Below are 24868 nucleotides of genomic sequence, written 5' to 3' on the forward strand. Positions count from 1 at the left end.
GCCGCGGTACGACCCGAACGTCGTATCCGGTTGCCGCACAACACCTCACGAAGAGTGGAACAATGCGCAGACCCCGGCGTGAGGTGCGCCGGGGCATGGAATGCCGGAAAGAGATCATTCACCGGCCCAGGGGCCGGTTTACGCCCCGGCCTCCCTCCGGCGGCGGTCCGGCTCCGGGGGGTGCTGCTGCCGGATTCTCGCCTACGCCGGAGGGAGCGGATGTACCTCATACCAGGCAGTTCCCCTGCTCAGCCACTCGATGAAGTGTTGCGATGACCGCCTGCGGTCAGTCACCGCCGTGACCGTCTCTGAGGTGTTGTTGTAATTCGCTGTTGATGCGTTGCGCTTCGGTGAGCTGGTCTTCGAGGATGACGATCCGGCAGGCGGCCTCGAGCGGGTTACCATCGTCGACAAGTTGGCGGACTCGCGCGGCGATACGCAATTGGTAGCGGGAGTAGCGGCGGTGCCCGCCCTCGGAGCGTTGCGGGGTAAGAAGTTTCGCGGCATCCAGGGCGCGCAGGAATGCTTGGGTGACTCCGACGATTTCCGCGGCCCGGCCCATGCTGTAGGCGGGATAGTCGTCATCGTCGAGTCGGTCGGCGGGAGTGTTGTCGGTCGGGCTCGCGTGTGGATCTTCCACTACACCTCTCGGGAATTTCATGCCTTCAGGCCCCGGCGCAGTGCGCCGGGGCCTGGGGTCGTTACGTAGGGGTTGACTCAATTTCGATTACCGGCCGGTGAGGCCGGTGTCTGACACCGCGTCCGAACGTGTCGACAGGGACGCGTAATGCGTACGTATGTGCTCGTGGACCACCTCCCGACTCGTAGGTTGCGCACCCCCGCACCCGAATGCTGCTGGCACGGTCCCGCTGCGGAAGTCCTCGCAGGACTCCCGGCGCTTTCGCGGCGTTCTTCGTCCCCTCCTGCGGCCCAACCAAGATCGAATACCTCACCCGCCGGCAGGGGACGGCCAAAATGGACTTCTCCGGGGCAGTTCATTTTCCCGGGCCCTTGACTTACTGCTTGTCGAACAAGAGAGACAGTACAACTGGCCGCATCGGTTGTCTACACCCATGAATGCAGATTTTTTCGTCGCACGGAAACGTGCTGTTCGCGCGCTCTGCCTTCGGTCATGGTGGTGAGCATGCCGGTGGTGAATTTCGCGGGATCGTTACTTGTCCACTGGCACTGGATGTCCCGTGACGAGACGGCGCGCGCGGTTTGCAACGGCCACGCGGTTCTTCGGCGTCAGGTGTCGGTCGGTGACGTACGGGACTGGCACGTGAGCAGCTCCGACAGCGCAGCCTGTGTCGCCATCCGAAAGGATTGAATCCCATTTCGCGGGTAGCGAAAAACTGTTGTGGCGGTTGTAGACATGCCTCTGGTTTTGGCATATATTCGCTGCCGTTGCGATGGAGAGATCCAGTGGCCGGGCAGAGGAACTGCCCGGAACATGAGGTTCGACCGTCCCCTCCGGTGCAGACGAGAAGCCGGTGCTCCCCGGACCGCCGCCGGAGGGGGCGAAGAAGCAAGGTGAGAACCATTGGCAGCCATCCGATTCCCGCTAGTCGATCGGTAGCTGCTCGATCGTCCTGTCCTGGCTCTACCGGACTAAAGCCCGCGCTATTGCCGAATATCGGGTATTGGATCTGCGCGGCCGGGGACATCCGTTTGAGTGCGTCCATGTACGCGAGCCCGGCGGTTGCCGCTCTCGGCGAGACCGTACCCTCAATCCGGAAGCGCGAAGAGCTCTTCCACGGTGCGTCCCAGCACTCGAGCGATTCGGAGCGCGAGGACGACTGACGGTGCGTAGTCGCCTTTCTCGAGGGACACGATCGTCTGACGGCTGACCCCCACGGCGTTGGCCAGGTCGATCTGGCGCATGCCACAGGCCGATCGGGCGGCGCGGACCGGGTGCGGTGCATCGGTGGCGGGTATTTCGGTGGCGGGCATCCCAGTTACTCGTCGTCGTGAGTCTCGGTGGCGGCCTGCACCTTTCGTGCGTACACAACACCGCCGATAATGCTGGCGGTGCCGCCGGCCAGCGCGCCGAGGATGCCGCCGAGCCCGGTGGCGAGCCCTTCCCGATGTGCCACACCGAACATCATGCACACCAGCGCGCCGATGGTGATCGCGAATGTCACCGCGATGCGCATCCGGCCGGCCCGGCCGTAGATCAGCGCCCGCACGTCAACGTTGCGGGCGCGGCAGTATCGACGAAAAGCGATCGAGGGGAACACCACCACCAGCAGCAAGAGCCCCAGGGTGACCCAAAACGACCCGAGCCAGGCAACAACCGCCCCGAACAACAGCGCCGCGTAGACGGTGAGACTCTGCGCGAAGGCGTAGGCCTCCAGCTGGACATTGCGTTCACGCTCATCGCCCCACCTCGGGTCGCCCGTGCCGAGCACGGCAGAGCTGAAGCTCCAGCGCTGTGTTGGTGTGGTCATGTCGTCCTCCTCCGACTCGGCACCCTGCGGCGCACTAGTTGAAGTCAAGCTGACTTGTCTCGCGATGTCAAGTCGCTTTGTCATCGTCGCTCACGTCCAACAACCGATAAAGGGCTGACATGCTGGGCGCACGCGACTTTTCGAGTTCCCAGGCGTGTACGACCGCGAGAAGGACCGGGTCCGGAGACCAGCGGGAAAGGGGGGCGCATTATGGATGCTCGGCGGTGTATCTCGTCACTGGGCGTCGGTGACACACCCCAGTGAGTCCAGACAGTCTGGCATCAGCCAACTTCAGTGAGCGGTAGTGCCGCCGAGCGGGCGATCCACAGTCGCTCGGACGGCAGCGGTCTGCCGCGCGACAGCTTCCGCTATCGCACCCCGCTCGCCGCGCGGGTGCCGACCAGTTGGAGGGCGGCATGCTCTCGGACGCTGCCGCGGGCACACGCGCTGGTCGATGCCAACGTCAGGCAGCCGGTAGGTGGGGGTCCCCGGTCATGGCCACGAGTGCGTCGGCAACTTCCTGGAGGCTAGCCCTGATATAGGTGACGGTTTGGCCGATGACCACATTTGGCGGTGGCAGATCTCGATGCGTTGTCTTCAGTGGCCGGAAACATCTTCCGGTGCTGCTTCTTTCGGCTGAGGTAGGTCGCGGGTGATGGCATCGACCCGGTGCAGTCGTCCGTCCGGGGCGAGGTTGCCGAACATGTATATCTCGGTGGCGATCGTCCGGCCGGTGCGCATGGTGGCGGTGACCGTGTAGCGGGCGGCGACACGCTCACCCGAGGCGAGGGTGCTCATCACGTCGACCGTGCACTGGGTCACGTTCTTGCGGCTCGGTTTCGCGTGCGCCACCAGCCGGTTCCGGTCCATCGGGTGTCCGTCGCTGAGCCAGAGGATGTCGGGGGTGTGATAGCGGTCCACGACGACTTCGGGTTCTTCGGTGCCGAAGGCCATTTCCGCCACGTATGCGGTGAGATATGCCGTGAGGTCGTCTCCGGGGAGGGCGATGGAAGTAGCCATGTCCGTACACCTTTCAGATAACTCGTACAACACTGTCAAGTTTATTCGCATCCGCTAAGGTTGACAAGGATGTCAGAGAAAACTGGTGCGCCCCGGCGCCGTAGAAGTGACGCCCTCCGCAGTGCCGAGTCGGTGCTCGAGGCCGCCATCCAGACACTCGGGGAGCGACCCGATGCCAGCCTCGAGTACGTGGCCGCCGCCGCGGGTGTCAGCCGGCAAACCCTCTACGCCCACTTCCCGACCCGCGATGTGCTGATCCAGGCCGCGGTCGCCCGCATCACAACCGAAGTCGCCGCCGCCATCGACGCGGCCCGCCTCGACGAAGACTCGGCAACGGCAGCCCTGCAACGGTTCCTCGACCTGTGCTGGCACATCATGCAGCGGTATCCGATGCTGCTGCACCTGCCCCCGGCCGATCCGGCCGAGGACCACGATGCCCACGCACCGATACTGGGGCCGCTCGATCAGTTGATCCGCCGTGGTCAGGCCACCGGTGAATTCGATCGCCACTGCGCACCGGAATGGTTGTTGACGGCGGTCATGGTGCTCGGCCACGCGGCTGGTTCCGAGGTGTCATCGGGCCGCATGACAGCAGAGGTAGCAATCGCCTCGTTTCAATACAGCGCCCGAAAGCTGATCACGGTGCACTCGGTCCGACAGCCCGACCGATGACACGGGCGCACGATCGGTATTCGCTCGCGGGGTGCGACCCCTCACCTGGTCACCACCCTGAACTCGATATCTCAGTGCGGTGACGAGGCCGAGATATGCTCTGCCCGTTCATCTTCGGGTGTGGCGTGTGGCCAGGCCGAGCAGCGCGATCAACGGTCGGGCCCGGGCGGCCATCCGCTATCGGTAACCTCGTTTGAGCAGGTATTCGGCTCCCGCGGCGAAGCCCGCGGGGCTGAGCTGCTGGAAGCCGAAGGCGTCGGCGAGCCGGTTGGTCGTATCGAAAGCGGCGCAGACCGCCAGCGCGTCCTCGATCTGCTCGGGTGTCACGCCCGCGGCGAGCACTTCCCGCATGTCCTCGACGCCCACAGTTCCTGTCCGGGTCAGCGTGCCGAGCATCCGCAATGTTGCGCGCAGCCCGTCCTCGATCGGGGCCGAGTCCACGTCGGCGAGCACGGCGCGAACCTTCGCCTCGTCCGCGTAGGCCTGGGTCGCGGTCGCGGTGTGCGCGCTGATGCAGAATGCGCAGTCGTTGGCCTTGGATACGAACGCCGCCATCAGCTCTCGGTCGGCGACCGACCAGGCCGATGGTCCGCGCATCGCCTCGTGGGTGAACTTCTTCGAGAAGGCGCCGTAGAAGTCGGGCCGATAGAAGACCAGCTTCGCCGCGTCCGGTAACGACTGCCCGGAAAACAGCCGAATGAGTGCGAACAGCGCCTTGGTACCGGGCTTGTAACCGTGGTTGAGGATGTCGAGTCGCATTATTCGGTCTCCTCGAGGCCGATTGCCTCGGTCAGAGCCGCCAGTCCCGTGTCGTACAGCCGGGCGGATCGGCCGACCGCAGCCGATATCACCAACTCGAACAACTGGTCCTCGCTGAAGCCCGCTGCCGTGGCAGCGGCGAAATCTGCGTCGGTGACCTGTGTCGGATTCGCGGCGACCTTGTTGATCAGCGCATGCAAAGACAGTGGGACACCGGCGTTATGGAAGGCGCGGGCACGCTCTTCCGGAGAGGCGCTGCCCTTTCCGCTCAGGACACGCTCCACCAGGGCACGGTGCGCTGACTTCTTCTTGTCCTCGGATGGCACAGCAGCCTCCACCTCGCCTGCGGGTCTGTGGTTTGCCCCTACCTGCACAACTATAGGTTGATTCGGGAGTGCGCGGCCGTCCCGTTTCGGGTGCTGTCGTGGCCGCGCTCCTCACCGGCCTGCCCGCGCTGTCGCCACCGGCGCCGGATCGAGAACCGTTCTGGCACAGCATGACACGGACTCCGGTGCTGACGACGGCGCTCGTCTCCGGTCTCATCGCGCTGTTCGTCTCGGTGGTCGCCTATGGCGGTCCGATGATGAATGGACTCGGCTGCGGCTGACTCCGTCCGCTCGCCGGTGGCATCGAAGCCTCGCAGTCCGGCGGCCTGCCGTTCACTGCCCGCCTGCGGGTCGGCCATTGATACATCTTGCTCTTAATACAGAAATATCTGTACAGTCCGGGTGTGGACATCGTGACGCACAGTGACGCGCTCTCCCGATTCGGGTACGCGTTGTCGGACTCGACCCGTACCCAGATTCTGCTGAGTTTGCGCACCGCACCCGGGTACCCGTCGGAACTGGCGGACAAGATCGGGGTTTCGCGCCAGATCCTGTCCAATCACCTGGCCTGCCTGCGTGGTTGCGGCCTGGTTGTCGCGGTGCCGGAAGGCCGGCGCAGCAGATACGAACTGGCCGACCCGAGGATCGGTAGAGCCCTCGACGACCTGGTCGGGTTGGTGCTGGCAGTCGATCCGGCGTGCTGCCCGGCCTCGGCGACCGAGCAGTGCTGCTGATGTCGGCGAACCTGGGAACCCCGTCGGTGCGGCTGGGTCCGAGCCCGGACCGGCGAGCGGTGCTGTCGCGGCGAATCCGCTGGTTCGTGGCGGCGACCATCAGCTACAACGTGATCGAGGCGATCATCGCGCTGTCCGAGGGGGCTCGGGCGTCCTCGGCCGCGTTGTTGGGGTTCGGGTTGGACTCGGTGATCGAAGTGTCCTCGGCGGCAGCGGTGGCGTGGCAGTTCGCCGGCCGCGATCCCGAAGCACGGGAGAAGGTCGCGCTGCGGATCATCGCGTTCTCTTTCTTCGGCCTCGCCGCCTTTGTCACCGCCGATGCGATCCGGTCGCTGCTCGGGGTGGGCGAGGCCCGGCACTCACCGATCGGAATCGGTTTGGCCGCAGTCAGTTTGGCTGTGATGCCGGTACTGTCGTGGGCGCAACGCCGGGCCGGGCGTGAACTCGGATCGTTGTCGGCGGTCGCCGATTCCAAGCAGACCCTGCTGTGCACCTACCTGTCGGCGGTGTTGCTGGTAGGACTGCTGCTCAACAGTCTGTTGGGGTGGTCGTGGGCCGATCCCGTCGCGGCGTTCGTCATCGCGGTCATCGCGGTCAAGGAGGGCATCAATGCCTGGAAGGGCGATACCTGCTGCGCGACAACGGCTGTCGGATCTGCCCCGCAGGCGGAAGCCCACGATTGCGAGTGCTGCGACTGACACGACCCCCGGTCGGGGCCGAGTGCCTCGTCAGGTTGGGGTGGTCTTCTTGGCGACCAGTCGTTCGACGAGTCCGACCTTGAATCGTTCCACCGTTTCGATCTCGAATCCGCTGGCTATCACGGTGTCGAACGGGCGACGCAGAAAGTGTTCCCCCGCTGTCGGCACGGTGAAGATTTCCAAGGCGCGCTGGACCCCTCGTGCGAGCCGAGAGGTACTGGCGACGTGGTCGACGAGAATCAATTGCCCTGCCGGGCGCAGGACTCGCCGCATTTCGGCGATAGCGGTGTCGCTGTCGGGGATCGCGCACAGCCCGAACGTGCACACGACCGTGTCGAACGAATCGTCCTCGAACTTCAATGCGTGGGCATCGCCCAGTTGCAGCGTCGCGGGGTGTCCGAGGCGGGCGGCGCGATCGCGGCCGATGGCGAGCATGTGCTCGCTGATATCGATGCCGGTCACAGCGACGTCGTCCGGATAGAACGGGAGGTTCAGGGCTGTTCCGACGGCAACCTCCAATGTGTTTCCCCGAGCTCGCGAGCAAGCCCACGTGCGGGAATTGCCGAACAGCCGTCTATCCCAGAACTGCATCTCTTTGTCATGATTACGGGATTTCTTGTCCCAGTAGCGTTGCCACCGGATCACTCGGTCGCTGGTCGAAGTCATCGGCCGCTCACCTCTTCGGCAGCCGTGAACGCTGCTCGGTCAGGTCGCCGCCCTATCCGGGCGTGGTAGGCGACGGCGACGTGGTTCACAGCCGATGGTAGTCCGCGGCGGTCGACCGAGACACCCCGTTCACACATCGACCGGCCGTCGAAAACCCACGTGCGCACCGACTTCTGAAGTGGTACGGCTGATTACAGCGCATCGGTTGTCGAGCAGCCACCCGCAGAGCGGGATTGCGTCAGTAGGCAGACGCCGGCCGGCCGATGTGGCTCGTCGTCTGACATATCTCATATAGGTGCGCAGGTGCGCACCTATATGAGATATGGTGGGCGTGTTGGAAAGTATCTGCGCAATCCCGGAGGTCTCGCGTTGTTGGCTGTATTGCGTCATGCGCAGTTCCGTCGGCTGTTCACCGCTCAAGTCGTGGCGCTGGTCGGTACCGGTCTGCTCACCGTCGCGTTGGGCCTTTTGGCCTACGACATCGCGGGGCGTGACGCCGGCGCGGTGCTGGGAACAGCCTTGGCGATCAAGATGGTCGCGTATGTTGCTGTCGCACCGGTGATTTCGGCTGTGACCGACCGGGTCCCGCGCAAGGTGCTGCTCGTCTTCGCGGACGCCGTGCGCGCGGTGATCGCTGTGCTGCTGCCGTTCATCGACCAGACATGGCAGATCTATGTGCTGATCTTCGTGCTGCAGGCGGCCTCTGCCACGTTCACTCCGGCCTTTCAGTCGGTGATCCCGTCGGTGCTGGAGAACGAGGACGATTACACCCACGGTCTGTCGCTGTCGCGGCTGGCCTACGACCTCGAATCGTTGCTGAGCCCGATCCTCGCGGCAGCGCTGCTGACACTGATCAGCTACAACCTGCTGTTCCTCGGTACGGTGGCCGGTTTCGTGGTGTCGGCCACGATGGTCGTCGGGACCCGGCTACCGCGGCTGGTCGCGGCAGATCGGTCGGTCCCGCTGCTTCAGCGGATCACCGCCGGCGCGCGAATCATGATGGCGCGGCCGGTGCTGCGCGGTCTGCTGGCGATGAACCTGGTGGTCGCCGCGGCGACAGGGCTCGTCGTGGTCAACACGGTCGTCTATGTACGAGACCTGTTGAGCGGGTCCAACACCGGCGTCGCGCTCGCCCTGGGCTGCTATGGCGGGGGATCGATGGCGGTGGCGCTGCTCGTGCCACGACTGCTCACGACCGTCCCGGACCGGACGCTCATGCTGACCGGCTGCCTGATCATCCCGATCGGACTGGCGGCCGTCACCTCGATGCTCGCGATCGCTCCACCGGCAGGCCTGGGCTGGGCGCTGCTCGCGGTGATCTGGATCGTGCTGGGCGCCGGAACTTCGATGATCAACACCCCCTCGGCGCGTCTGCTACGCGCCGAATCCAGCGAACAGACCCGCGCATCGTTGTTCACCGCACAGTTCTCCCTCTCACACGCCTGCTTCCTGCTGACCTACCCCATCGCAGGCTGGGTTGGCGCCGCCACCAGCCAGTTCACCGCCGCAGCGGTGCTGACCGCGGTCGCTACACTCGCAGCAGCAGCGGCCTCCCGGGTCTGGCCCGCATCCGCCCGGGCAGGTATCGACATGGCGATGGCGGGAGGGCGGTAGGCGCAGTGGTGGACGAGGCGGGCTCGAACGCCGCGAAAGCAGTTCCCGCGGCAAGCCTGAGCCACCACATGGTCCCGGACCGGGCGCGCCTGGATGCCGCGACCAACACGTTCCGCATGCTGTCCGACCCGACCCGGCTGCACATCCTGTGGGTCCTCGCCGACACCGAGGCCGACGTCGGCGCCCTCACCGAAGCCTGCGGCACCTCACGCACCGCCGTCAGCCAGCACCTGGCCAAACTCCGCTTCACCGGACTCGTCGACACCCGTAAAGACGGTCGGCGGGTCATCTACCGCATCCGTGACGGACACCTCGCCCGACTCGTCCGCGAAGGCATGAACCACGCCGACCACGCCGTCACGGGCGAACCTGCCCACGACTGAACCGGCCCTGGATAGGACTGAACGGGCCCTGGATAGGACTGAACGGGCCCTGCATGGAGAGTGTGATCAGATCTCGGTATCGACTGGCAACCCGGCCAGTCGCCATTCGAGCATGCCTTCGTCGAGGCGTTTGACCGCGCGGCCCGCCTGATTCGCGACTCGGATCGCCTCGGGTGCCATGACGCAGTACGCGCCTCGGCAGTAGGCGACGATGTCGTGGTCGCCGGGCAGTTCCGCGAGTCGCTCGGCCAGTTCGGCGAGCGGGATATTGATCGCACCCGGGATGTGCCCGGCCTCGTATTCGTCGTGCGGGCGCACGTCGAGCAGGGTGATCTCCCCGGCGTCGCGACGGCGGATGAGCTCGTCACGGGTGACGGCGTCCTCGGGGTCGCCGAGCACTGCGGCCGCGGCGAGGGCGACATCGGCCAGATGCGCCTCAGCGACGGTTTGCACGAGCGCGAACAAGCGGGCGACGTCGTTTCCGGCGAGGCTGTAGTGCTGGCTGGTGCGCTCGCGCCGTGCTTCGACCAGTCCGCCGGCCTTGAGGGCCTGCAGGTTCGCCGATGCGGTGGTCAGGTTCATTCCGGTCGCGGTGGCGATCGATTCGACGGTGCGTTCGCCTTGTGCGAGCAGGTCGAGGATCTGCAGTCGGCGACCGTTGCCGAGGGCCTTGCCGACGCGGGCGATCTCGTCGTAGAGGGCGGCCTTGCGGTCGGACAACTCACTCACGCTTGCTTCTCCAATACTCTTTGGAATAACGTATTCCATAGTTCTTTGGAACAACGTCGAACATAGCGATTGTATTCGCACCCGACTTGCCCGTGTGCGCGACGCCAGCTTCTACCAGGGAGAACATCGTGAACTACCTCTTCGTCCTGCACGACCCGCCCTACGGGACCGAGCGCACCTACAACGGAATCCGCTGGGCACGCCAGATGCTCGACGCAGGAAACGAGGTGCGGGTGTTCAATTTCGCCGACGCGGTCATCTCTGTGACCGCTGGGCAGAAAGTCCCCAGCGGCTTCTACAACTTGGCCAAGATGACGAGCGCCCTCACCAAGAACGGCGGCCTGATCGGCAACTGCGGGGCGTGCATGGACGCGCGTGGCATGAGCGAGGACCAGTTGGTCGACGGCGCGCACCGCTCATCGATGGCGGAGCTGGCCGACTGGACCGCCTGGGCCGACCAAGTCATCAACGTCTGATCCCGAACAGCACAAAGGAAACAAACTCATGAACAAGACCGTCGTCGTTCTCGGCGCTGGCGCAGGTGGGTTGACTGCCGCCGCTGATCTGCGGAAAGTCCTGCCTGCCGAAGATCGGATTGTGTTGGTGGACCGCGCTTTCGGCGGTGGTCCGGGGCTGTCGTTGCTGTGGGTGCTACGCGGCTGGCGCACTGCCGAGCAGGTCACCGCCCGCCCGACCGCCGCAGCGCTGCCCGGGGTGGAGATGGTGACCGCCGAGATCGAGCGCATCGACATCGACGCGCGGACCGTGCACTGTGGCCCGGCCGGATCGATCGGGTACGACGCGCTGGTGATCGCGCTCGGAGCAGGGCTGGACACGGCGGCATTGCCGGGGCTGCCACAGGCTCTCGAGACCGGGGTGGCGGGCCAGTTCTACACCCTCGAGGGGGCCGCTGATCTGCACACCAAGATCGAGGCGATGGCAGCGGGGCGGGTCATGGTGCTGGTGGCGGCGGTACCGTTCAAATGCCCGGCCGCACCGTTCGAAGCCGCATTCCTCATCGCCGACCAACTCGGCGAGAAATTCGCCGGCGGCGCGGTGCGGGTGGATGCCTTCGCGCCGGACGCCTTACCGATGCCGGTCGCCGGACCCGCGGTGGGCAATGCATTGGTGGGCATGATGGACACGAAGGGCATCGGTTTCCACGGCGGACGATCCGCAACGGCCATTGATCCGCACGCGTGCACGGTCGAATTCGCCGACGGCACAACCGAATCCTTCGATCTACTCGCCGTCGTGCCACCACATGCTCCGGTCGCGGCAGTGCGCTCGAGCGGACTCGGCCCGAATGGCTGGATCCCGGTCGATCCCGCCACGATGGCTACCAGAGCACCGGGGGTGTTCGCGGTCGGCGACAGTACCGCGTTGCTCTTGCCCAACGGCAAACCGTTGCCGAAAGCTGCGATTTTCGCCGAAGCCGAGGGTGAGGTCGCCGCGCACCAGGTGGCCCGCTACCTGGCCTACGACGCCCCCGATACCCGCTTCACCGGCCAGGGTGCGTGCTTCGTGGAAATCGGCGGCGGACTCGCAGCCAAGGGAGAAGGCGACTTCCTGGCGCTACCGGCACCGCGGGTGACACTGCGCGAACCCTCCTCGGCATATCACGAGGAGAAGGCACAGCAGGAACGAGACTGGCTGGCCCGCTGGAACATTCGTTCCTGAACCACCAGCCCGGGGGGGATCACCGAATCGCCCCGCCGCCCCGCGAAGGAAATCTCTCGTGCCCCGTACCGCCGCCACGACCGCCGATTCCGACCAAACCGACATCGCGCAGGCGCAACACCGCATCCTGACCGTGCTGGTCACCGCCCAGATCCTCAGCGGCGCAGGGCTCGCCGCCGGTATCACTGTCGGCGCACTCCTGGCACAGGAGATGCTCGGCTCGACCAGTCTGGCGGGGCTGCCCAGCGGATTGTTCACCGCAGGCTCCGCGCTCGCCGCTGTCGCGGTCGGCCGCATTTCCCAGGCGAGTGGTCGTCGCCCCGGTCTCGCCGCCGGGTACCTCACCGGCGCGATCGGCAGTCTCGGTGTCATCGCCGCCGCGGTGCTGGACAATCCGATCCTGCTGTTCATCGCACTGTTCGTCTACGGCGCGGGCACGGCCACCAACCTGCAAGCCCGTTATGCCGGAGCCGATCTCGCCACCGCGTCGCACCGTGGACGCGCGGTGTCCACGGTGCTGGTCGCCACCACCCTCGGTGGCATCGTCGGCCCCAACCTCGCCGCCCCGACCGGCGCGCTCGCCCACACTCTCGGAATCCCGTACCTGGCCGGGCCGTTCCTGCTCGCCGCGCTCGCCTACGCCCTGGCGGCCCTCGTGCTGGCGGTGTGGCTACGCCCCGACCCGCTGCTGCTGGCCCGAACACTCGAACGCGGCACCGAACCCGCCGCCACCCCTGCCGCAGAGATCGCATCCACCGACGACCCGGGCAAAGGAGTCATGGTCGGTGGGCTGGTGATGGCTCTGACGCAGTTGGTCATGGTGGCGGTCATGACAATGACGCCGGTCCACCTGCACGACCATGGTCACGGCACCGCCGCCGCTGGATTGGTGATCGCCGTGCATGTCGGTGCCATGTATCTGCCTTCGCCACTGACCGGGTGGCTCGTCGACCGCTGCGGTCGCCTTCCCGTTGCCGTCGCTTCCGGGGTCACCCTGTCGGCCGCCGGGGTGCTCGCCGCCGCCGCGCCCGGCGACTCGGTTGTGGTGCTCGCGCTCGCGCTGGCATTGCTCGGGGTGGGCTGGAACCTCGGACTGGTCGCGGGCACAGCGATCATCACCGATACCGTGCCGCTGATGACCCGGGCGAAAACCCAAGGCACGGTGGATGTTTCCATCGCCATTGCCGGAGCGACCGGAGGGATGGGTTCGGGGCTGATGGTCGCCGCCACCAGCTACCCGACTCTCGCCCTCGCCGGTGGTGTGCTGGCACTGGCGATCGTGCCGATCGCCGCACTCACCTCGCGACCACGAAACCCCTGACCAGGTTCCCTGAAAGCAGATCCAACCTCCGTATTGTCTTGGCGCGGGCCACAGACGTAGGGAGGCATTACGCGCATGGCGATCCAGGTGATCTGCCGCGCCGGTCGTGGCGTGTCACCCAGATACTGCCCGCATAGCGCGCGGCGCACCGGCAGCCGCTGAATCCGGACCCGAATCGATTGGCCGTCGCTATCACCGTTGTTACGACTGGCGAATTCCGTTGACTGTCAGCTGGTTTCGGTGATGGTCGTAATGCTGCCCCGGATACCGGTAGATGTCCGCGAGGGTCATGTACTCACTGAAGTACGGGTCCCATCGATTCGGGTAGTGCATACCGCGGGCGAAGTCCGCATCGGTTGCCCGCCGCAAGGATCGCTGCATCGACGCGATCATCCGATCGAGTTCGGGTCCCATCCTGCGCCGGTTGTAGACCTTCGCGGCAACCCGCGAGCCGTAGAAGTTGATGACGTCGAACGGCCGCGTGGTGGCGTTCAGCAGCCCGGCGTACGCGCGACTCGGCCCAGCGGGCAGTCGCCCGAACAGGCGCACGAGAACGAGCAGTTTCTGGGCGATCATGTACCCGAACACCATGTGGAACAACAGTTCCTCGTTCGTCCACCGCGTACCGTCCGACGGCGCGGCCCACTCATCCTCACGAGTGGTCGCCAGCAGTCGGTGAAAATCTCGCCGAACCCGTTCCAGGTCCGCATCCAATGCCGCCCGACCCATCTGTGGCTGTGACATCACCGCACCTCGATTCGGCGTGCAGGACCCCGGATCGTGACCTGGTCCGCCTGTATCGATCATCGCTCGACCAGGTCGATAGTCAAGAGGCACTCGGTGTGGTCACCGACGCGCCTGAACCAGCGTTTCGTGGTTGGATGCGGGATTCTGTCGGTATCCCGTGTCAGTATTTGCCCTCAGATGCGGGACGGAGGTTCCCGAGCACTGAAACGAGGGTGGGGACATGGCAATTCGCGGTTTTCTCGAGTATGCGCACGCATCCGGTGTGGGTGGCGCTCGAAGCGCATCGTACGCATCGAGCAGCGGGCCGTGTTCCCGCACCGACGTGGCACAGGTGCCCTGACGCAGGCACACGCCACCCTCGGTGCCGCTTGCCGAGTTGAGTGGGAAAGTCGTTGGACTCGGTGATCTTTGGGGTTGCGACGCACCGCGCCGGAGGTCGCTTGGGCGTGGCGCCGAATCATCGTGAGCCGGGGCCGGTTCCGCGTCGAACGCTTTGGTACCCAGGTCGGGCGCCGAGCGGGACCGGGAGCGAGGGCATCTCGGGAACCGTGTGCGTGGCGAAGGCTCGAGCTGCGGTTCTTATTGCCGATCTGTAGTCTGATGCGGTTGGACCAGCACGTCGGGTAGTCGTCTGAGCCTTGCCGCGCTGAAAGGATTGGGTGATGGATTCGCTCGGCCGGTTGATCAAGCTCGGCAGCGCAGCGGCTGCGCTATTGCTGGCGACTTCATGCTCGGCCGACGTTCATTCCGCGACATCATCATCGGACCTGGTCCGTCTCGCCGCGGTACCCGCGGCGGAATATACCTTCCCGTTCGCGTGGGCCGGTGACTACACATTCCAGTGGAGCGCCGCTGACGACATCGACCTGACGAGCCCGGAATCGACGGTCGTGCGCGCCTTGGCTGAAAGTAGGCGCCTGTCGGTTTCGGTGGGAGATCGGCTCGCCTACCCCGGCTACTCGCAGGCGGTGTCCCAGGTGGACTGGCTGCGTATACCTGACGGAGGTTCCTATCCCGCCGACGCGCGAGAAGGCGACTGGCAGTTGCGCTGGGGCGGAACGTTTCTTGCTCGAATCCTGCGGATCGAATCGGGAGATCACGGATTTACCGCCGCGTACTGCGTCGACTTCGGTAACGTCGCCGAGTCCGACGACGGGGGTACGACGTATCACTGGCGGAGCACCAGCGAGGACGGTGAATCGGCAGGGGGCTGGGTCATCTGGCTGAACGTCACACCCGACGGCGATGCACGAACAAGGTTTCCGGCGACCGACGCAAGTGGACCGGCGCATCGCGCGCCGCGCTTCGATGTGTTCGACGGCTGGACCGTTACCGGCGCGTGGGGTCCGTCGCCGCGCCGCGACGGCGATACTGCGGACGTCGACAGTTGCACCCAATGGACCCGATCGAATCCCCACGCCGCTCCGCCGATCGTCACCAGCGCCTACGCGCGGACGCCGATTACTCCACCGGTTACGCGGCCTCCCTCGCCGGGGTGGTTGCCGCCGACGTGACGATCAACTGACCGGCGAACTGCAACGGCCCTGGATTCGGCTGCTTGGTCACCGTGGACATCGTTACCGGTATTTTGTCAGTTCGGCCGCGCCTGTGCTCGAATTCTGTTGTGGAGCGATGAGGTTCTCGCGGGGGAGGGTGACCGTGAAGGTTGCGCCGTGACCGGGTTCGCTCTGCACGCTGACTCGACCGCCGTGCGCGGTGACGAGTGCTTGAACGATAGACAGGCCGAGCCCGGACCCTCCGCTGGCACGAGTGCGGGAGCTGTCGGTGCGATAGAACCGTTCGAATACTCGGGTGGCGGCCTCGGGGGAGAGGCCGGGCCCGGTATCGATCACGTCGATGCGGACATCGTCGGCAGAGGGTGTGAGCCGCACAGTGATCGGCGCGTCGACCGGCGTGTGGTTGAGCGCGTTGCCGAGCAAGTTGGTCAGCACCTGACGCAGCCGGGTCGCATCGCCGGTGACCTCCATCGTGCCTTCACCCGCAATTACCTCCAGGTCGATTCGGCGGCGTGGTGCGGCTGGGTCCTTTTGCTGCCGGGCGGCTGCGGCTCGAGCATTGTGAATCGCATCGCCTGCCAGCCCGAGTAGGTCGACGGGATGGCGTTCGAACGGGCGTTTGGCATCGACGCGCGCGAGCATCAGCAGGTCCTCGACGAGCAGGCCCATACGCCCGGCCTCGGTCTCGATGCGGGCGAGTATCGCCGTGGCGTCGGTGCTGGCTCCCTGCCGATACAGTTCCGCGAATCCGCGGATCGTGGTCAGTGGAGTGCGCAACTCGTGGCTGGCGTCGGCGATGAACTGCCGCATCCGTGTTTCCGAGCGGCGCGCGTCCTCTTCGGATGCCTCGGTCGCAGCGACACCCTGCTGGATCTGGGTGAGCATGACGTTCAACGATTGCGCGAGCCGGTCGACCTCGGTATTGACTCCCCGCACCGGCACTCGCCGATGCAAGTCGCCGTCCGCGATCGCCGCAGCGGTCTCCTCGACTTTGCGCAAGGGTCGCAGGCTGCGCCGCACGACAACATACCCGCCGCTGGCGAGCGCCAGCAATGCGCATGCGGCGGTGAGGATTTCGAAGTAGATCAATCGCGACACGATATGTTCGTTATCGGTCAGCGGCAGCCCGATCGTGGTCGAACCGAACTCGTTGGCGGTGGTCAGTACTCGCCAGTGCACGTCAGCGCCGGTCGTCGAATCGACGGTGGTCGGGCCGGCGTTGCTCTGCGCGCCGAGATCCGGTGTGCCCGAGGAATTGTCGCCGCCGGTGAACTCGAGGTAGAGCGTTCCGTCGGGACCCTTGCGCTGCTCGAAGAACTTTCGGGGCTGTTCTCGCGAGGGATTGGGCTGGGCGGGCGGAGCGGCCATATTGGCCGGGATCCATTGCGTCCGGCCGTCATTGGTGATTGCCTGTTTCATCGGCCGCGGCTGGGCCCAGGTGCGGGCAGCATCGTAGAGCTGTTCGTCGGTCCGTTGTGCCAGGGAATGGCTGAGCACTGAGGTCACCGCGACGCCGCAGGCCAGCAAAACCAGCCCGGCCAATGCCACCAGAGCGATGACGAGCCCGACGCGCAGTGGTACGGCTGATGCCCGCTGGGTCAGCACCTTACGCACGTTCACCAGCGGCTCGGCGGCAGTTCGTGTGATGCTGTGACGATCGTGGGCTCCTCATCGATGACGGGCAGTCGCGCTCCGGGAGCTCGGTTGCTCATCCGGACATGCTGCCCTGGGCGCCCGTACGTATCCTCCGAATACGCTGGGTATTTCCTGTGAGCACGGTGGCCTTCAATCGGCCGCCGACGCTCCGGCGGAATTCTTCGAACTTCCTGTGAAGATAGCTGTGGATATGCTGCGGGTAGTGGCCGAGATCAGTGCATTCTTCTCACCGAACGATGCGTTACCGTGCCAAAGTTATTGGAAGACTGCCTATTTCGATCGAAACCGAAGTGTGATCCCGCGCCACGCCGAGCTTGTTGCTGCGTGTGAATGGGGGCTACCTTGTCAAGTGCAACTCTCTAGTTATTACAAGGCGCCTTCTTTGTTTGATTTCACAGCGATCGCTGCATCACAGCGATCGGCACGGTCCGTGCACAGCCGTGCGACATCGGAACGGCCCGACAGAAGAGGTGTGAAATGCAGAACTTCGCGGTCAACCTCGGAACGATCGGATACGACGCGCTGTCGATCGGGCAAGGGGTGGTGTCGATGCTCAGCGACATCACCGGCATGGCCGGCGCCGGCACCGGTGCCAGTGGGTACCCGTTCGGCTGATCGATTGCGTGCGGCGGTTGTGACCTGAAAGCTCCAATGTTATGGGGGCACAAAGCCGCCCGTTCGCATGATGCGCGCGCTGGTTCTGGTGCATGCCGAAAGCCATCGGCATGCACCAGTTCACGACCGATTCGATTTACCCAGACGGCGCAGGGGATTCCCGCTGTGACTGCTCGAATCTCCGGCGCCGTCGAATCTTCCATCTCAAGTATCAATCCGACCGGTAGAGCCGCTTCGTCGATGACTCCGGAGGAACTGTGCTCGGTGTGGTGCTCGCGTCGACTATGTGGGGTTTGTCCTCGGTTTTGATGAAGGTGGCGCTTCCGGGTGTTCCGCCATTCGGAATCGCGTTCATCCGTGTGCTGCTGTCCGGGCTGGTCCTGATGCCGGCCGCGTGGGTTCGCTCGCGTGGACCGGGATCCGTTGATGTGGCGGCGCCAGGTGGGCGCGAGCGGATGCATCTTGCGGTGCTGGCCGTCACGACCGTAGCGCTGCCGTTCTGCCTGACCGCGTGGGCGCAGCAGCACGTCGACGCTTCTCTATCGGCAGTACTGCATGCGACGGTTCCACTGTGGACCACCGGATTCGCAGTGATCATGCTCGGACACCGGCCAGGTAAGAGACAGATCGGAGCGGTCGCGGTCGGGCTGCTCGGCGTCGCGGTGCTGGCGGGACTTGGTTCACAGGATCTCACCGCCTCCTCGAGATGCGGGTGCCTGGCAGTCCTCGCGGCGTCCGGATGCTACGGGTTCGGGTGGACTTATATGCGCCGCAACCTATCTCATCGGAAGCCGCTGTTTATCGCGGCCGCCATCCAAAGTGGTGCGATCCTGGTCCTGTTGCCGCTGGCGGTGGTCACCACGGACACGAGCCGCGTGGAACTGACGCCGACGCGCATCGCGAGCCTGCTTGCGCTGGGCCTGATCAGCACAGCGGGCGCCGAATTGATGAACTACCGCAATATCGCTCGTCTGGGTCCCACGACCGCTGCGCTCACCGCCTACTTGATCCCGATTGTCGGCGTGGCCGCAGGCATCGCGGTCCTCGGCGAGCCCTTGACCGCGCGGCTGTTGGTCGGAGCGGCGATCATCCTCGGTTCTGTCGGGCTCGCAATGCAACGCCGCAATAAGCGCGCATCACCCGTCCGCGTGCAAAGCTCCACGGAACCGAAGCTGCCAACGGATTCCGCGATGTCACGCACGAATAATGGTGAGCCACACGTATTTCGGGCAACCACCTAGCCGAGTCGAATGTTGGTGGACTCGAATGGATGCTCCGTTCCGCCTTTGCCTGCCGCCCAGCGCATGATGACCTGCGCACCGATCGCTTCGTGAGCGGTGCGGACACCGCTGTGCGCGACTATGTCCGAACGTCGTCGTAAGTGCCGTAGTCGCCCTTGCATGTCTCCACCTCGAGCCGTGTGGGAGTTGCGTCGGCGAAGTGTCAGCGCTCCGGGCTGTCGATGACGCCTACCTCGGCGGCTTCGCTCACGAAGCGCTCGAGAACCTGAACTGGTACGCCGAGAATACAAGGAGTGTGCGCACACGGGCTGATGTAACTGCTGTTACATTGTCGTGTGTGACTCAGCAAAGTGAGCAGGTCCGGTGGCTGGTGTTGGTGGTGCGCGTACCGTCCGAGCCGTCGCGGCATCGGGTGGCGGTGTGGCGGGAACTGCGGCGAGTCGGTGGGTTGCCGCTGGGCCAGGGTGCGTGGGTGGTGCCCGACGTGCCTGTGTTCACCGATGGGGTGAGCCGGGTCATCGAGTTGGCCGAGCGCGGTGCGGGGGAGGTGCTCGTGCTCGACGCCGCCGGCCGGGCGGAGAAGGACGCGGCTCGGCTCGAGGCGTTGTTCACCGCCGAGCGGATCGAGGAGTGGACCGAGTTCCTCGCCGAATGCGGCAAGTTCGATGCGGAGATCGACAAGGAGATCGGCAAGGGCAAGTTCACGCTCGCCGAGCTCGAGGAGGAAGAGCAGAGTCTGGAACGGTTGCGCCGCTGGCACCGAGATATCAAGGCGCGCGACGTGTTCGGCGCACCGGCCGCCGCCGATGCCGACCGGCAACTCGGGCACTGCGCCGACCGGCTGGCCGACTACACCGAGCGGGTCTTCCAGGCCCTGCACCAGATGTAGAGGAGCTGCTCAATGAACTTCGACACCCGAATCTTCCTGGATATCAACCACTTCGCGCGCGACACCCCGTGGCTGCAACCGATCATGTCGGCCTATGCCGGATACGGAATCGCGCTGTTCGCCGTACTGATGCTCGCCGGTTGGTGGGTCGCACGGCAGCGGGCGGACTCGGCGATCATGGCCGCCGCACTGTGGGCGCCGATCGGGATGCTGATCGCCCTCGCGATCAACCAGCCGATCGCCGCGATGGTCGGTGAATCACGGCCCTACACAGCACTTTCCGGCATTCTGGTGCTCGCGCACCGCAGCACGGATCCCTCGTTTCCCAGCGATCACGCGGTCGCCTCCGGCGCGGTCGCCGCCGCGCTCTTCCTCGTTCACCGCGGCCTCGGTCTGGCTGCCGCAGCGGCGGCACTGGTAATGGCGTTCGCACGTGTGTACATCGCAGCCCACTTTCCGCAAGATGTGCTGGCGGGCCTACTACTCGGTGCGGCAGTCAGCGTGGGCGGATTCTTCTTGGCCCGTCACGCTTTGGTCCGGCTGGTGAGCCTTCTCGAGAGCACGCGCCTACGACCACTGCTCACCGCCGACTCGGCAATCCCGTCCGGGCCTGTCACACGATGAACACCGAACCAGCGACCCACAGCACGGCGACGCGAGCGCAACTGCCGCCGTTGTACGCGGCCGGATTCGTGACCGCGTTCGGCGCGCACAGCATCGCCGCCAGTCTCGGCGGCTACACCGCATCCGGCCACGCGAGCTTGCTGACTTTGGGATTGCTGCTGGCGGTGTACGACGGGGCAGAGGTGTTGCTCAAACCGGTTTTCGGGTCGCTGGCCGATCGGATCGGGCCGCGTCCGGTCCTGCTCGCCGGACTCGTTGCCTTCGCGCTCGCCTCGGCCGCATTCGTGCTCGCGGGAAATCCTGCCCTCGTCGGCATTGCCCGTTTGGGGCAAGGCGCTGCGGCTGCGGCCTTTTCGCCCGCGGCCGGCGCGCTGGTGGCCCGCTTGACCCCGGGCACCCGGCACGGCCGCGCGTTCGGCAGTTATGGGGCGTGGAAGGGATTGGGATACACCTCGGGCCCGCTACTCGGCGGCATTCTGATCACGCTCGGCGGCTACAACCTGCTCTTCGCCGCACTCGCCGTCCTCGCACTGGTTGTCGCGATCTGGGCCGCGGTCGCCGTCCCGACCGTCGCGGCACTACCGCGCCGGCGGCAGACCGTGCTCGACCTGGCCCGGCGATTGACCGGCGGCAGCTTCCTGCGCCCGACCCTCGCACTGGCCGGCGCCACCGCCGCCCTTGCGGTCGGTGTCGGATTCCTGCCCGTCGCCGGAGCGCACCACGGGCTCGGGCCATTGGCCACCGGAGCGTTCGTGTCATTACTCGCCGCGACGACCGCTCTCGTGCAGCCGTGGGCCGGTCGCGCCCGCGATGCCGGGCGCATCCGTGACGAGGGCGCGATGGCCGCAGGACTGGTCTCGGCGGCCGTCGGGATGTCGGCTGCCGCACTGCCCGGTGTCATCGGCATCGCGGTGGCCGCGGTCGCAATCGGCGCCGGTGCCGGGCTGGTGACTCCGATCGCGTTCGCGCACTTGGCCGCGACCACTCCGCCCGAGCGTCTCGGGCAAACGATGGGGGCCGCGGAGGTCGGGCGCGAACTCGGCGACGCCGGCGGTCCGCTGCTCGTCGGTGCCATCGCCGTGGCCGGAACCCTCGCCCTCGGCATGACCGGCCTCGCTGTCCTGCTGGCAGCCCTCGGAGTTCTGATCGCGACCACATCCACGATTGCCCGGTAAAGACCATCGGTTCTGTCGCAGGGCGTCACGCCCCGCGGTGGGCGGAATTCACGTCGCTGTGACGGCCGGCCAGCAGCGCTGTCGCAGTACTGTGGCGGACGGCGCGGCCCAGCCTTCGGCCGATGAGCGTGTAGGAGACAGTTGACCGTGGGGAATGATCTGGTGGTTCTGGCGTATCTTCCGAGTCCCTCGCAAGGGGTGTGGTGGCTCGGTCCCTTCCCGATCCGCGCATACGCGTTGTGCATCATTGCCGGGATCGTCGCGGCGATCTGGCTGACGCGCCGTCGCTGGGCCGCGCGCGGTGGCGATCCGGAAGACATTCTCGACATCGCCCTGTGGGTCGTTCCGTTCGGTGTGGTGGGAGGGCGGCTGTATCACGTGATCACCGACCCCGAACTGTATTTCGGGCCCGGCCGCGATCCTGTTCGCGCGCTCTATATCTGGGACGGAGGCCTGGGGATCTGGGGTGCGGTGATTCTCGGTGGCATCGGCGCCTGGCTCTGCTGCCGGCGGCGGGGCATCAATGTGTGGGATCTGGGCGACGCCATCGCGCCGGGGCTCGCGGTGGCGCAAGCGATCGGCCGGTGGGGCAATTACTTCAACCAGGAGTTGTTCGGAGGTCCTACCGGGTTGCCGTGGGCGCTGCGGATCGATGAGGCGCACCGACCGGCCGACACCGCATCGGTGGCGCTGTATCACCCGACGTTCCTGTACGAATCACTGTGGGACATCGGCCTAGCGGTGCTGCTGCTGTGGATCGATAAGCGCCGCAACCTCTCTCGTGGGCGGTTGTGTGCGATCTATGTCGCCGTCTACACCGTCGGCCGTGCCGGTGTCGAAGCGTTGCGGGTCGACCACGCCAATCATTTTCTGGGACTGCGGCTCAACGACTGGACCTCGCTGATCGTGTTCCTCGTCGCCCTGGCTTTTCTGCTGCGGCCCTCCGGAACCCGTACCGCCGAGGACACCTCGGTGACCGAGGCGGCGTCCGGTCCGGGGGAGAAGAGCTGAGGACCGCGCGCGCCGCACCGCTCGTCGGCTCGCGCCGGATTCTGTGATCGACACGGCACAGCTGTGTCGACGCCTGCGCTGGACATGACAGTCAGGTCGGCTCGGGTGCTGTGCGGATCGAGAAGGTATGTGCCGTCACCGCGCCTTGCCTGCCTCTGATGTCCCCCGGGGAAACTGCAAAAGAACTTCTGTTAGAGAACAGATTGCAAGCTGAGACGCGATCGCAACTCTTACGCGAGGAGTCACTTGGCTCGTAATTGTTGGTATACGTGGGCGATCTAGCGAGAATGTCCACTGCTGGACTGCGCCGTTGCCCCGGACTTCACCTTCCGAATGTTCTGTTCTAGAATAACTTGAGAGAAGACGTTCGGAGGTATGAGGTGTTCGCAGAGTCGGCTCGTCCTCGGCTCGTTCGCGAGCACCCCAACGCTGGATGGCTCGCGGTGGGGGCGGTGTGCCTGGGCGCGTTCATGGGTCAGCTCGACGCCAGCATCGTGACTTTGACTTTCCCCTCCCTGCAACGGGAGTTCGGCGCGCCGCTGGCCGCCGTGCAGTGGGTGTCGCTGGCGTATCTGCTGACACTGGTCGGGCTGGTCGTGGCGGCCGGTCGCGTGGCCGACGCGATCGGGCGCAAGTTCGTCTATCTGCAGGGCTTCGTGGTGTTCACCGTGGCCTCCGTAGCGTGCGCGCTCGCACCCGGGCTCGGCTGGCTGATCGGGTTCCGGGTCGTGCAGGCGGTCGGTGCGGCGATGCTGCAGGCCAACAGTGTTGCGCTGGTGGTCACCAGCGTGCCGCCGCGGCGCATGCGGGCCGCGCTCGGCGTTCAGGCCGGAGCGCAGGCGCTGGGGCTGGCGCTGGGACCGGCTATCGGTGGTGTGCTCGTCGCGTCGATCGGCTGGCGCTGGGTGTACGGGGTGAACGTCCCGGTCGGGTGTATCGCGTTGATCGCGGGGCGTTATCTCCTGCCACGGACCCGCCAGCGCAGCGTGCTGAACGGATTCGATTGGCGCGGGCTGCTTTTGCTCGTCGGCGCCACCACCGGTGCGCTGGTGGCCATCTCCGCGGTATCGGGCCTGCCGGTGCCGGCGTGGTTCGCCATCGCGTCGGCGATCCTGTCGATGCTGTGCGTCGCGGGCGTGCTGTGGTGGTCGCCGCGCGTCCGAGATCCCCTGATCGATCTGAGCTCGCTACGACCACCGGCGGTATCGGCTGGTCTGGTCGGAGCCTTCGCGGCCTATTTGGTGCTGTTCGGTCCACTGGCCCTGTTCCCGCAAATGCACGGTGCGACGCTGGCGGCGACCGGCCTGGTGCTCACCGCGCTCCCGGTGGGCTTCGCGGTTGCCGCGATCGGCGGTGCGCGACTGCTGCCGGAACACTGGGACGGGCGTCGGCGCGAACGTGTCGGGTCGGCCGTCGCCGCGATCGCGCTTGCCGCGCTTGCTCTCTCGCCGATGACGCCCTCGTGGTCCTTCGGCTGTCTCGGAGCGCTCGGCCTCGGTCTGGGGATATTCATTCCGAGCAATAACGCCGGCATTATGAGCGCCCTGCCGCGAGGGAAGTCCGGGACCAGCGGCGGCCTGGTGAATATGAGCCGTGGGCTGGGCACCGCCGGTGGTGTCGCTGTGGTCACCCTGGCCTTGCACTACGCCGGCCGCGCCGAAAGCGTCTCCACCGCACCGAGAATCGCGGTGATCGGGCTGCTGGCCTTCGCCGTGCTCGCCGCGGCGACCACCATGCGCAGTAGTAGGGCAGTATTCGAGGGACCATCCGAGCAGGAGGAGTCGTCGATGACCGTATCCGCCGCCGAGCCGGTACCCGCGCTGGGTGCCCGACCCGACGAGACCGCGCTGGCCGAGGTGATCGCCTGCCTGCGCCGCGCTATGCGCCGGGCCGCTCGTGCTGCTGATCCGGCCAATGCGCTCTCGGTCGCCCAATTGGAGCTGCTGTCATGCGTTTCGGAGCATCCCGGGATACGCCCCGGGCAGCTGGCCCGATTGCTGCGGCTGGCGCCGAACTCGGTCACCACGCTGGTCAACGGTTTGGCGGCGCAGCACATGATCACTCGCGCCCCCGGCGACGATCGTCGCGCGGTCACCTTGACCCTCACCGGCAGCGGGCAGGAAGCGGTCGGATCCTGGCAGGCCACGAACACCGATATTCTGCGCGCCGCCCTGGCCGATTTGCATCCCGGCTGGCAGCACCTGCTCAGTGCCGCGATGCCCGCGCTCGATGAGCTCACCCGGGCCATCGACACCCGTACCGACCCAGCCCTGCAGACCAGCGCTCCCGGGCTGTCCTGAGTTCGCTCGACTCAACGGCGCGATGTCAAATGCATTGGTGT

Annotated in this window: 27 protein-coding genes; 17 read left to right on the plus strand and 10 right to left on the minus strand. The window is 65.8% G+C overall.

The annotated features are described in order from the left end of the window. Nucleotides 1-286: 286 nt before the first annotated feature. From OG716_RS04035 to OG716_RS04050, 4 genes are all read right to left on the minus strand, one after another. On the minus strand, nucleotides 287-640 hold the full coding sequence (locus OG716_RS04035) for a MerR family transcriptional regulator (RefSeq protein WP_405136337.1): 354 nt from the start codon (nucleotides 638-640) through the stop codon (nucleotides 287-289). Between the two features lie 1088 nt (nucleotides 641-1728). Next, entirely contained in the window at nucleotides 1729-1953 is a 225-nt protein-coding gene (locus OG716_RS04040; RefSeq protein WP_405136338.1) for a helix-turn-helix transcriptional regulator, read from the minus strand. A 5-nt stretch (nucleotides 1954-1958) separates the two neighbouring features. Further along, nucleotides 1959-2450 (minus strand): hypothetical protein, encoded by a 492-nt coding sequence (locus tag OG716_RS04045; RefSeq protein WP_405136339.1) that lies wholly within the window; start codon nucleotides 2448-2450, stop codon nucleotides 1959-1961. A gap of 597 nt (nucleotides 2451-3047) precedes the next feature. Further along, nucleotides 3048-3470: a nuclear transport factor 2 family protein gene (locus OG716_RS04050; protein ID WP_405136340.1), complete on the minus strand. Its 423-nt coding sequence runs from the start codon at nucleotides 3468-3470 to the stop codon at nucleotides 3048-3050. Between the two features lie 69 nt (nucleotides 3471-3539). Here OG716_RS04050 and OG716_RS04055 point away from each other — a divergent pair, with 69 nt between their 5' ends. After that, the gene (locus OG716_RS04055; protein ID WP_405136341.1) at nucleotides 3540-4142 is read left to right on the plus strand and encodes a TetR/AcrR family transcriptional regulator; all 603 of its coding nucleotides are present in this window, start codon (nucleotides 3540-3542) and stop codon (nucleotides 4140-4142) included. A gap of 177 nt (nucleotides 4143-4319) precedes the next feature. Here OG716_RS04055 and OG716_RS04060 read toward each other — a convergent pair whose 3' ends face one another. Continuing rightward, on the minus strand, nucleotides 4320-4901 hold the full coding sequence (locus OG716_RS04060; RefSeq protein ID WP_405136342.1) for a carboxymuconolactone decarboxylase family protein: 582 nt from the start codon (nucleotides 4899-4901) through the stop codon (nucleotides 4320-4322). After that, nucleotides 4901-5227, minus strand: coding sequence for a hypothetical protein (locus OG716_RS04065; RefSeq protein WP_405136343.1), 327 nt, complete (start codon nucleotides 5225-5227; stop codon nucleotides 4901-4903). Before OG716_RS04065 ends, OG716_RS04060 begins: the two co-directional genes overlap by 1 nt. Nucleotides 5228-5325: 98 nt before the next feature. On the opposite strand from OG716_RS04065, the gene OG716_RS04070 reads away from it, so the two are divergent. From OG716_RS04070 to OG716_RS04080, 3 genes are all read left to right on the plus strand, one after another. Then, entirely contained in the window at nucleotides 5326-5508 is a 183-nt protein-coding gene (locus OG716_RS04070) for a hypothetical protein (protein WP_405136344.1), read from the plus strand. Between the two features lie 123 nt (nucleotides 5509-5631). Continuing rightward, nucleotides 5632-5961 carry an ArsR/SmtB family transcription factor gene (locus OG716_RS04075; protein WP_405136345.1) on the plus strand — a complete coding sequence of 110 codons (330 nt, stop codon included), beginning with the start codon at nucleotides 5632-5634 and terminating at the stop codon, nucleotides 5959-5961. Next, on the plus strand, nucleotides 5961-6659 hold the full coding sequence (locus OG716_RS04080; protein ID WP_405136346.1) for a cation transporter: 699 nt from the start codon (nucleotides 5961-5963) through the stop codon (nucleotides 6657-6659). The genes OG716_RS04075 and OG716_RS04080 overlap by 1 nt, the downstream gene beginning before the upstream one ends. Nucleotides 6660-6689: 30 nt before the next feature. Here OG716_RS04080 and OG716_RS04085 read toward each other — a convergent pair whose 3' ends face one another. Continuing rightward, on the minus strand, nucleotides 6690-7325 hold the full coding sequence (locus tag OG716_RS04085) for a class I SAM-dependent methyltransferase (RefSeq protein ID WP_405136347.1): 636 nt from the start codon (nucleotides 7323-7325) through the stop codon (nucleotides 6690-6692). Between the two features lie 369 nt (nucleotides 7326-7694). Between OG716_RS04085 and OG716_RS04090 the strand changes: the two genes are divergently transcribed. Both OG716_RS04090 and OG716_RS04095 read left to right on the plus strand, forming a co-directional pair. Further along, nucleotides 7695-8939 carry an MFS transporter gene (locus tag OG716_RS04090; RefSeq protein ID WP_405136348.1) on the plus strand — a complete coding sequence of 415 codons (1245 nt, stop codon included), beginning with the start codon at nucleotides 7695-7697 and terminating at the stop codon, nucleotides 8937-8939. Between the two features lie 68 nt (nucleotides 8940-9007). Then, on the plus strand, nucleotides 9008-9322 hold the full coding sequence (locus OG716_RS04095) for an ArsR/SmtB family transcription factor (RefSeq protein ID WP_405139509.1): 315 nt from the start codon (nucleotides 9008-9010) through the stop codon (nucleotides 9320-9322). Nucleotides 9323-9388: 66 nt separating this feature from the next. On the opposite strand, the gene OG716_RS04100 is transcribed toward OG716_RS04095, so the two are convergent. Continuing rightward, a complete protein-coding gene (locus OG716_RS04100; RefSeq protein ID WP_405136349.1) occupies nucleotides 9389-10051 on the minus strand; it encodes an ArsR/SmtB family transcription factor in 663 nt (220 codons plus the stop codon). 128 nt (nucleotides 10052-10179) lie between these two features. On the opposite strand from OG716_RS04100, the gene OG716_RS04105 reads away from it, so the two are divergent. Genes OG716_RS04105 through OG716_RS04115 form a run of 3 tightly spaced genes read left to right on the plus strand, consistent with a single transcriptional unit; the run spans nucleotide 10180 to nucleotide 13052 of the window. After that, nucleotides 10180-10527, plus strand: a complete 348-nt coding sequence (locus OG716_RS04105) for a DsrE/DsrF/TusD sulfur relay family protein (RefSeq protein WP_405136350.1) — start codon at nucleotides 10180-10182, stop codon at nucleotides 10525-10527. A gap of 28 nt (nucleotides 10528-10555) precedes the next feature. Beyond that, on the plus strand, nucleotides 10556-11731 hold the full coding sequence (locus OG716_RS04110) for an NAD(P)/FAD-dependent oxidoreductase (protein ID WP_405136351.1): 1176 nt from the start codon (nucleotides 10556-10558) through the stop codon (nucleotides 11729-11731). Between the two features lie 58 nt (nucleotides 11732-11789). Next, on the plus strand, nucleotides 11790-13052 hold the full coding sequence (locus tag OG716_RS04115) for an MFS transporter (protein ID WP_405136352.1): 1263 nt from the start codon (nucleotides 11790-11792) through the stop codon (nucleotides 13050-13052). Nucleotides 13053-13253: 201 nt separating this feature from the next. Here OG716_RS04115 and OG716_RS04120 read toward each other — a convergent pair whose 3' ends face one another. Then, complete coding sequence (locus OG716_RS04120) at nucleotides 13254-13796, minus strand: DinB family protein (RefSeq protein WP_405136353.1); 543 nt, start codon at nucleotides 13794-13796, stop codon at nucleotides 13254-13256. Between the two features lie 683 nt (nucleotides 13797-14479). Between OG716_RS04120 and OG716_RS04125 the strand changes: the two genes are divergently transcribed. Next, nucleotides 14480-15313, plus strand: a complete 834-nt coding sequence (locus tag OG716_RS04125) for a hypothetical protein (protein WP_405136354.1) — start codon at nucleotides 14480-14482, stop codon at nucleotides 15311-15313. A gap of 63 nt (nucleotides 15314-15376) precedes the next feature. Here the strand turns inward: OG716_RS04125 and OG716_RS04130 are convergent, their stop codons facing one another. After that, the gene (locus tag OG716_RS04130) at nucleotides 15377-16936 is read right to left on the minus strand and encodes a sensor histidine kinase (protein WP_405136355.1); all 1560 of its coding nucleotides are present in this window, start codon (nucleotides 16934-16936) and stop codon (nucleotides 15377-15379) included. Nucleotides 16937-17449: 513 nt separating this feature from the next. Between OG716_RS04130 and OG716_RS04135 the strand changes: the two genes are divergently transcribed. The 7 genes from OG716_RS04135 (at nucleotide 17450) to OG716_RS04165 (ending at nucleotide 24827) form a co-directional block, all read left to right on the plus strand. After that, nucleotides 17450-17587, plus strand: a complete 138-nt coding sequence (locus tag OG716_RS04135; protein WP_405136356.1) for a hypothetical protein — start codon at nucleotides 17450-17452, stop codon at nucleotides 17585-17587. A 257-nt stretch (nucleotides 17588-17844) separates the two neighbouring features. Beyond that, nucleotides 17845-18828 (plus strand): DMT family transporter, encoded by a 984-nt coding sequence (locus OG716_RS04140; RefSeq protein ID WP_405136357.1) that lies wholly within the window; start codon nucleotides 17845-17847, stop codon nucleotides 18826-18828. A gap of 337 nt (nucleotides 18829-19165) precedes the next feature. Beyond that, nucleotides 19166-19717: a Chromate resistance protein ChrB gene (locus tag OG716_RS04145; protein ID WP_405136358.1), complete on the plus strand. Its 552-nt coding sequence runs from the start codon at nucleotides 19166-19168 to the stop codon at nucleotides 19715-19717. Nucleotides 19718-19729: 12 nt separating this feature from the next. Beyond that, the gene (locus tag OG716_RS04150; protein WP_405136359.1) at nucleotides 19730-20341 is read left to right on the plus strand and encodes a phosphatase PAP2 family protein; all 612 of its coding nucleotides are present in this window, start codon (nucleotides 19730-19732) and stop codon (nucleotides 20339-20341) included. Then, nucleotides 20338-21516 (plus strand): MFS transporter, encoded by a 1179-nt coding sequence (locus OG716_RS04155; RefSeq protein ID WP_405136360.1) that lies wholly within the window; start codon nucleotides 20338-20340, stop codon nucleotides 21514-21516. The genes OG716_RS04150 and OG716_RS04155 overlap by 4 nt, the downstream gene beginning before the upstream one ends. A 147-nt stretch (nucleotides 21517-21663) precedes the next feature. After that, nucleotides 21664-22527 carry a prolipoprotein diacylglyceryl transferase gene (gene lgt / locus OG716_RS04160; protein WP_405139511.1) on the plus strand — a complete coding sequence of 288 codons (864 nt, stop codon included), beginning with the start codon at nucleotides 21664-21666 and terminating at the stop codon, nucleotides 22525-22527. A gap of 380 nt (nucleotides 22528-22907) precedes the next feature. Beyond that, complete coding sequence (locus tag OG716_RS04165; protein WP_405136361.1) at nucleotides 22908-24827, plus strand: MFS transporter; 1920 nt, start codon at nucleotides 22908-22910, stop codon at nucleotides 24825-24827. Nucleotides 24828-24868 lie beyond the last annotated feature (41 nt).

This window comes from Nocardia sp. NBC_01388 (genome assembly GCF_045040085.1).
Taxonomy (GTDB): domain Bacteria; phylum Actinomycetota; class Actinomycetes; order Mycobacteriales; family Mycobacteriaceae; genus Nocardia.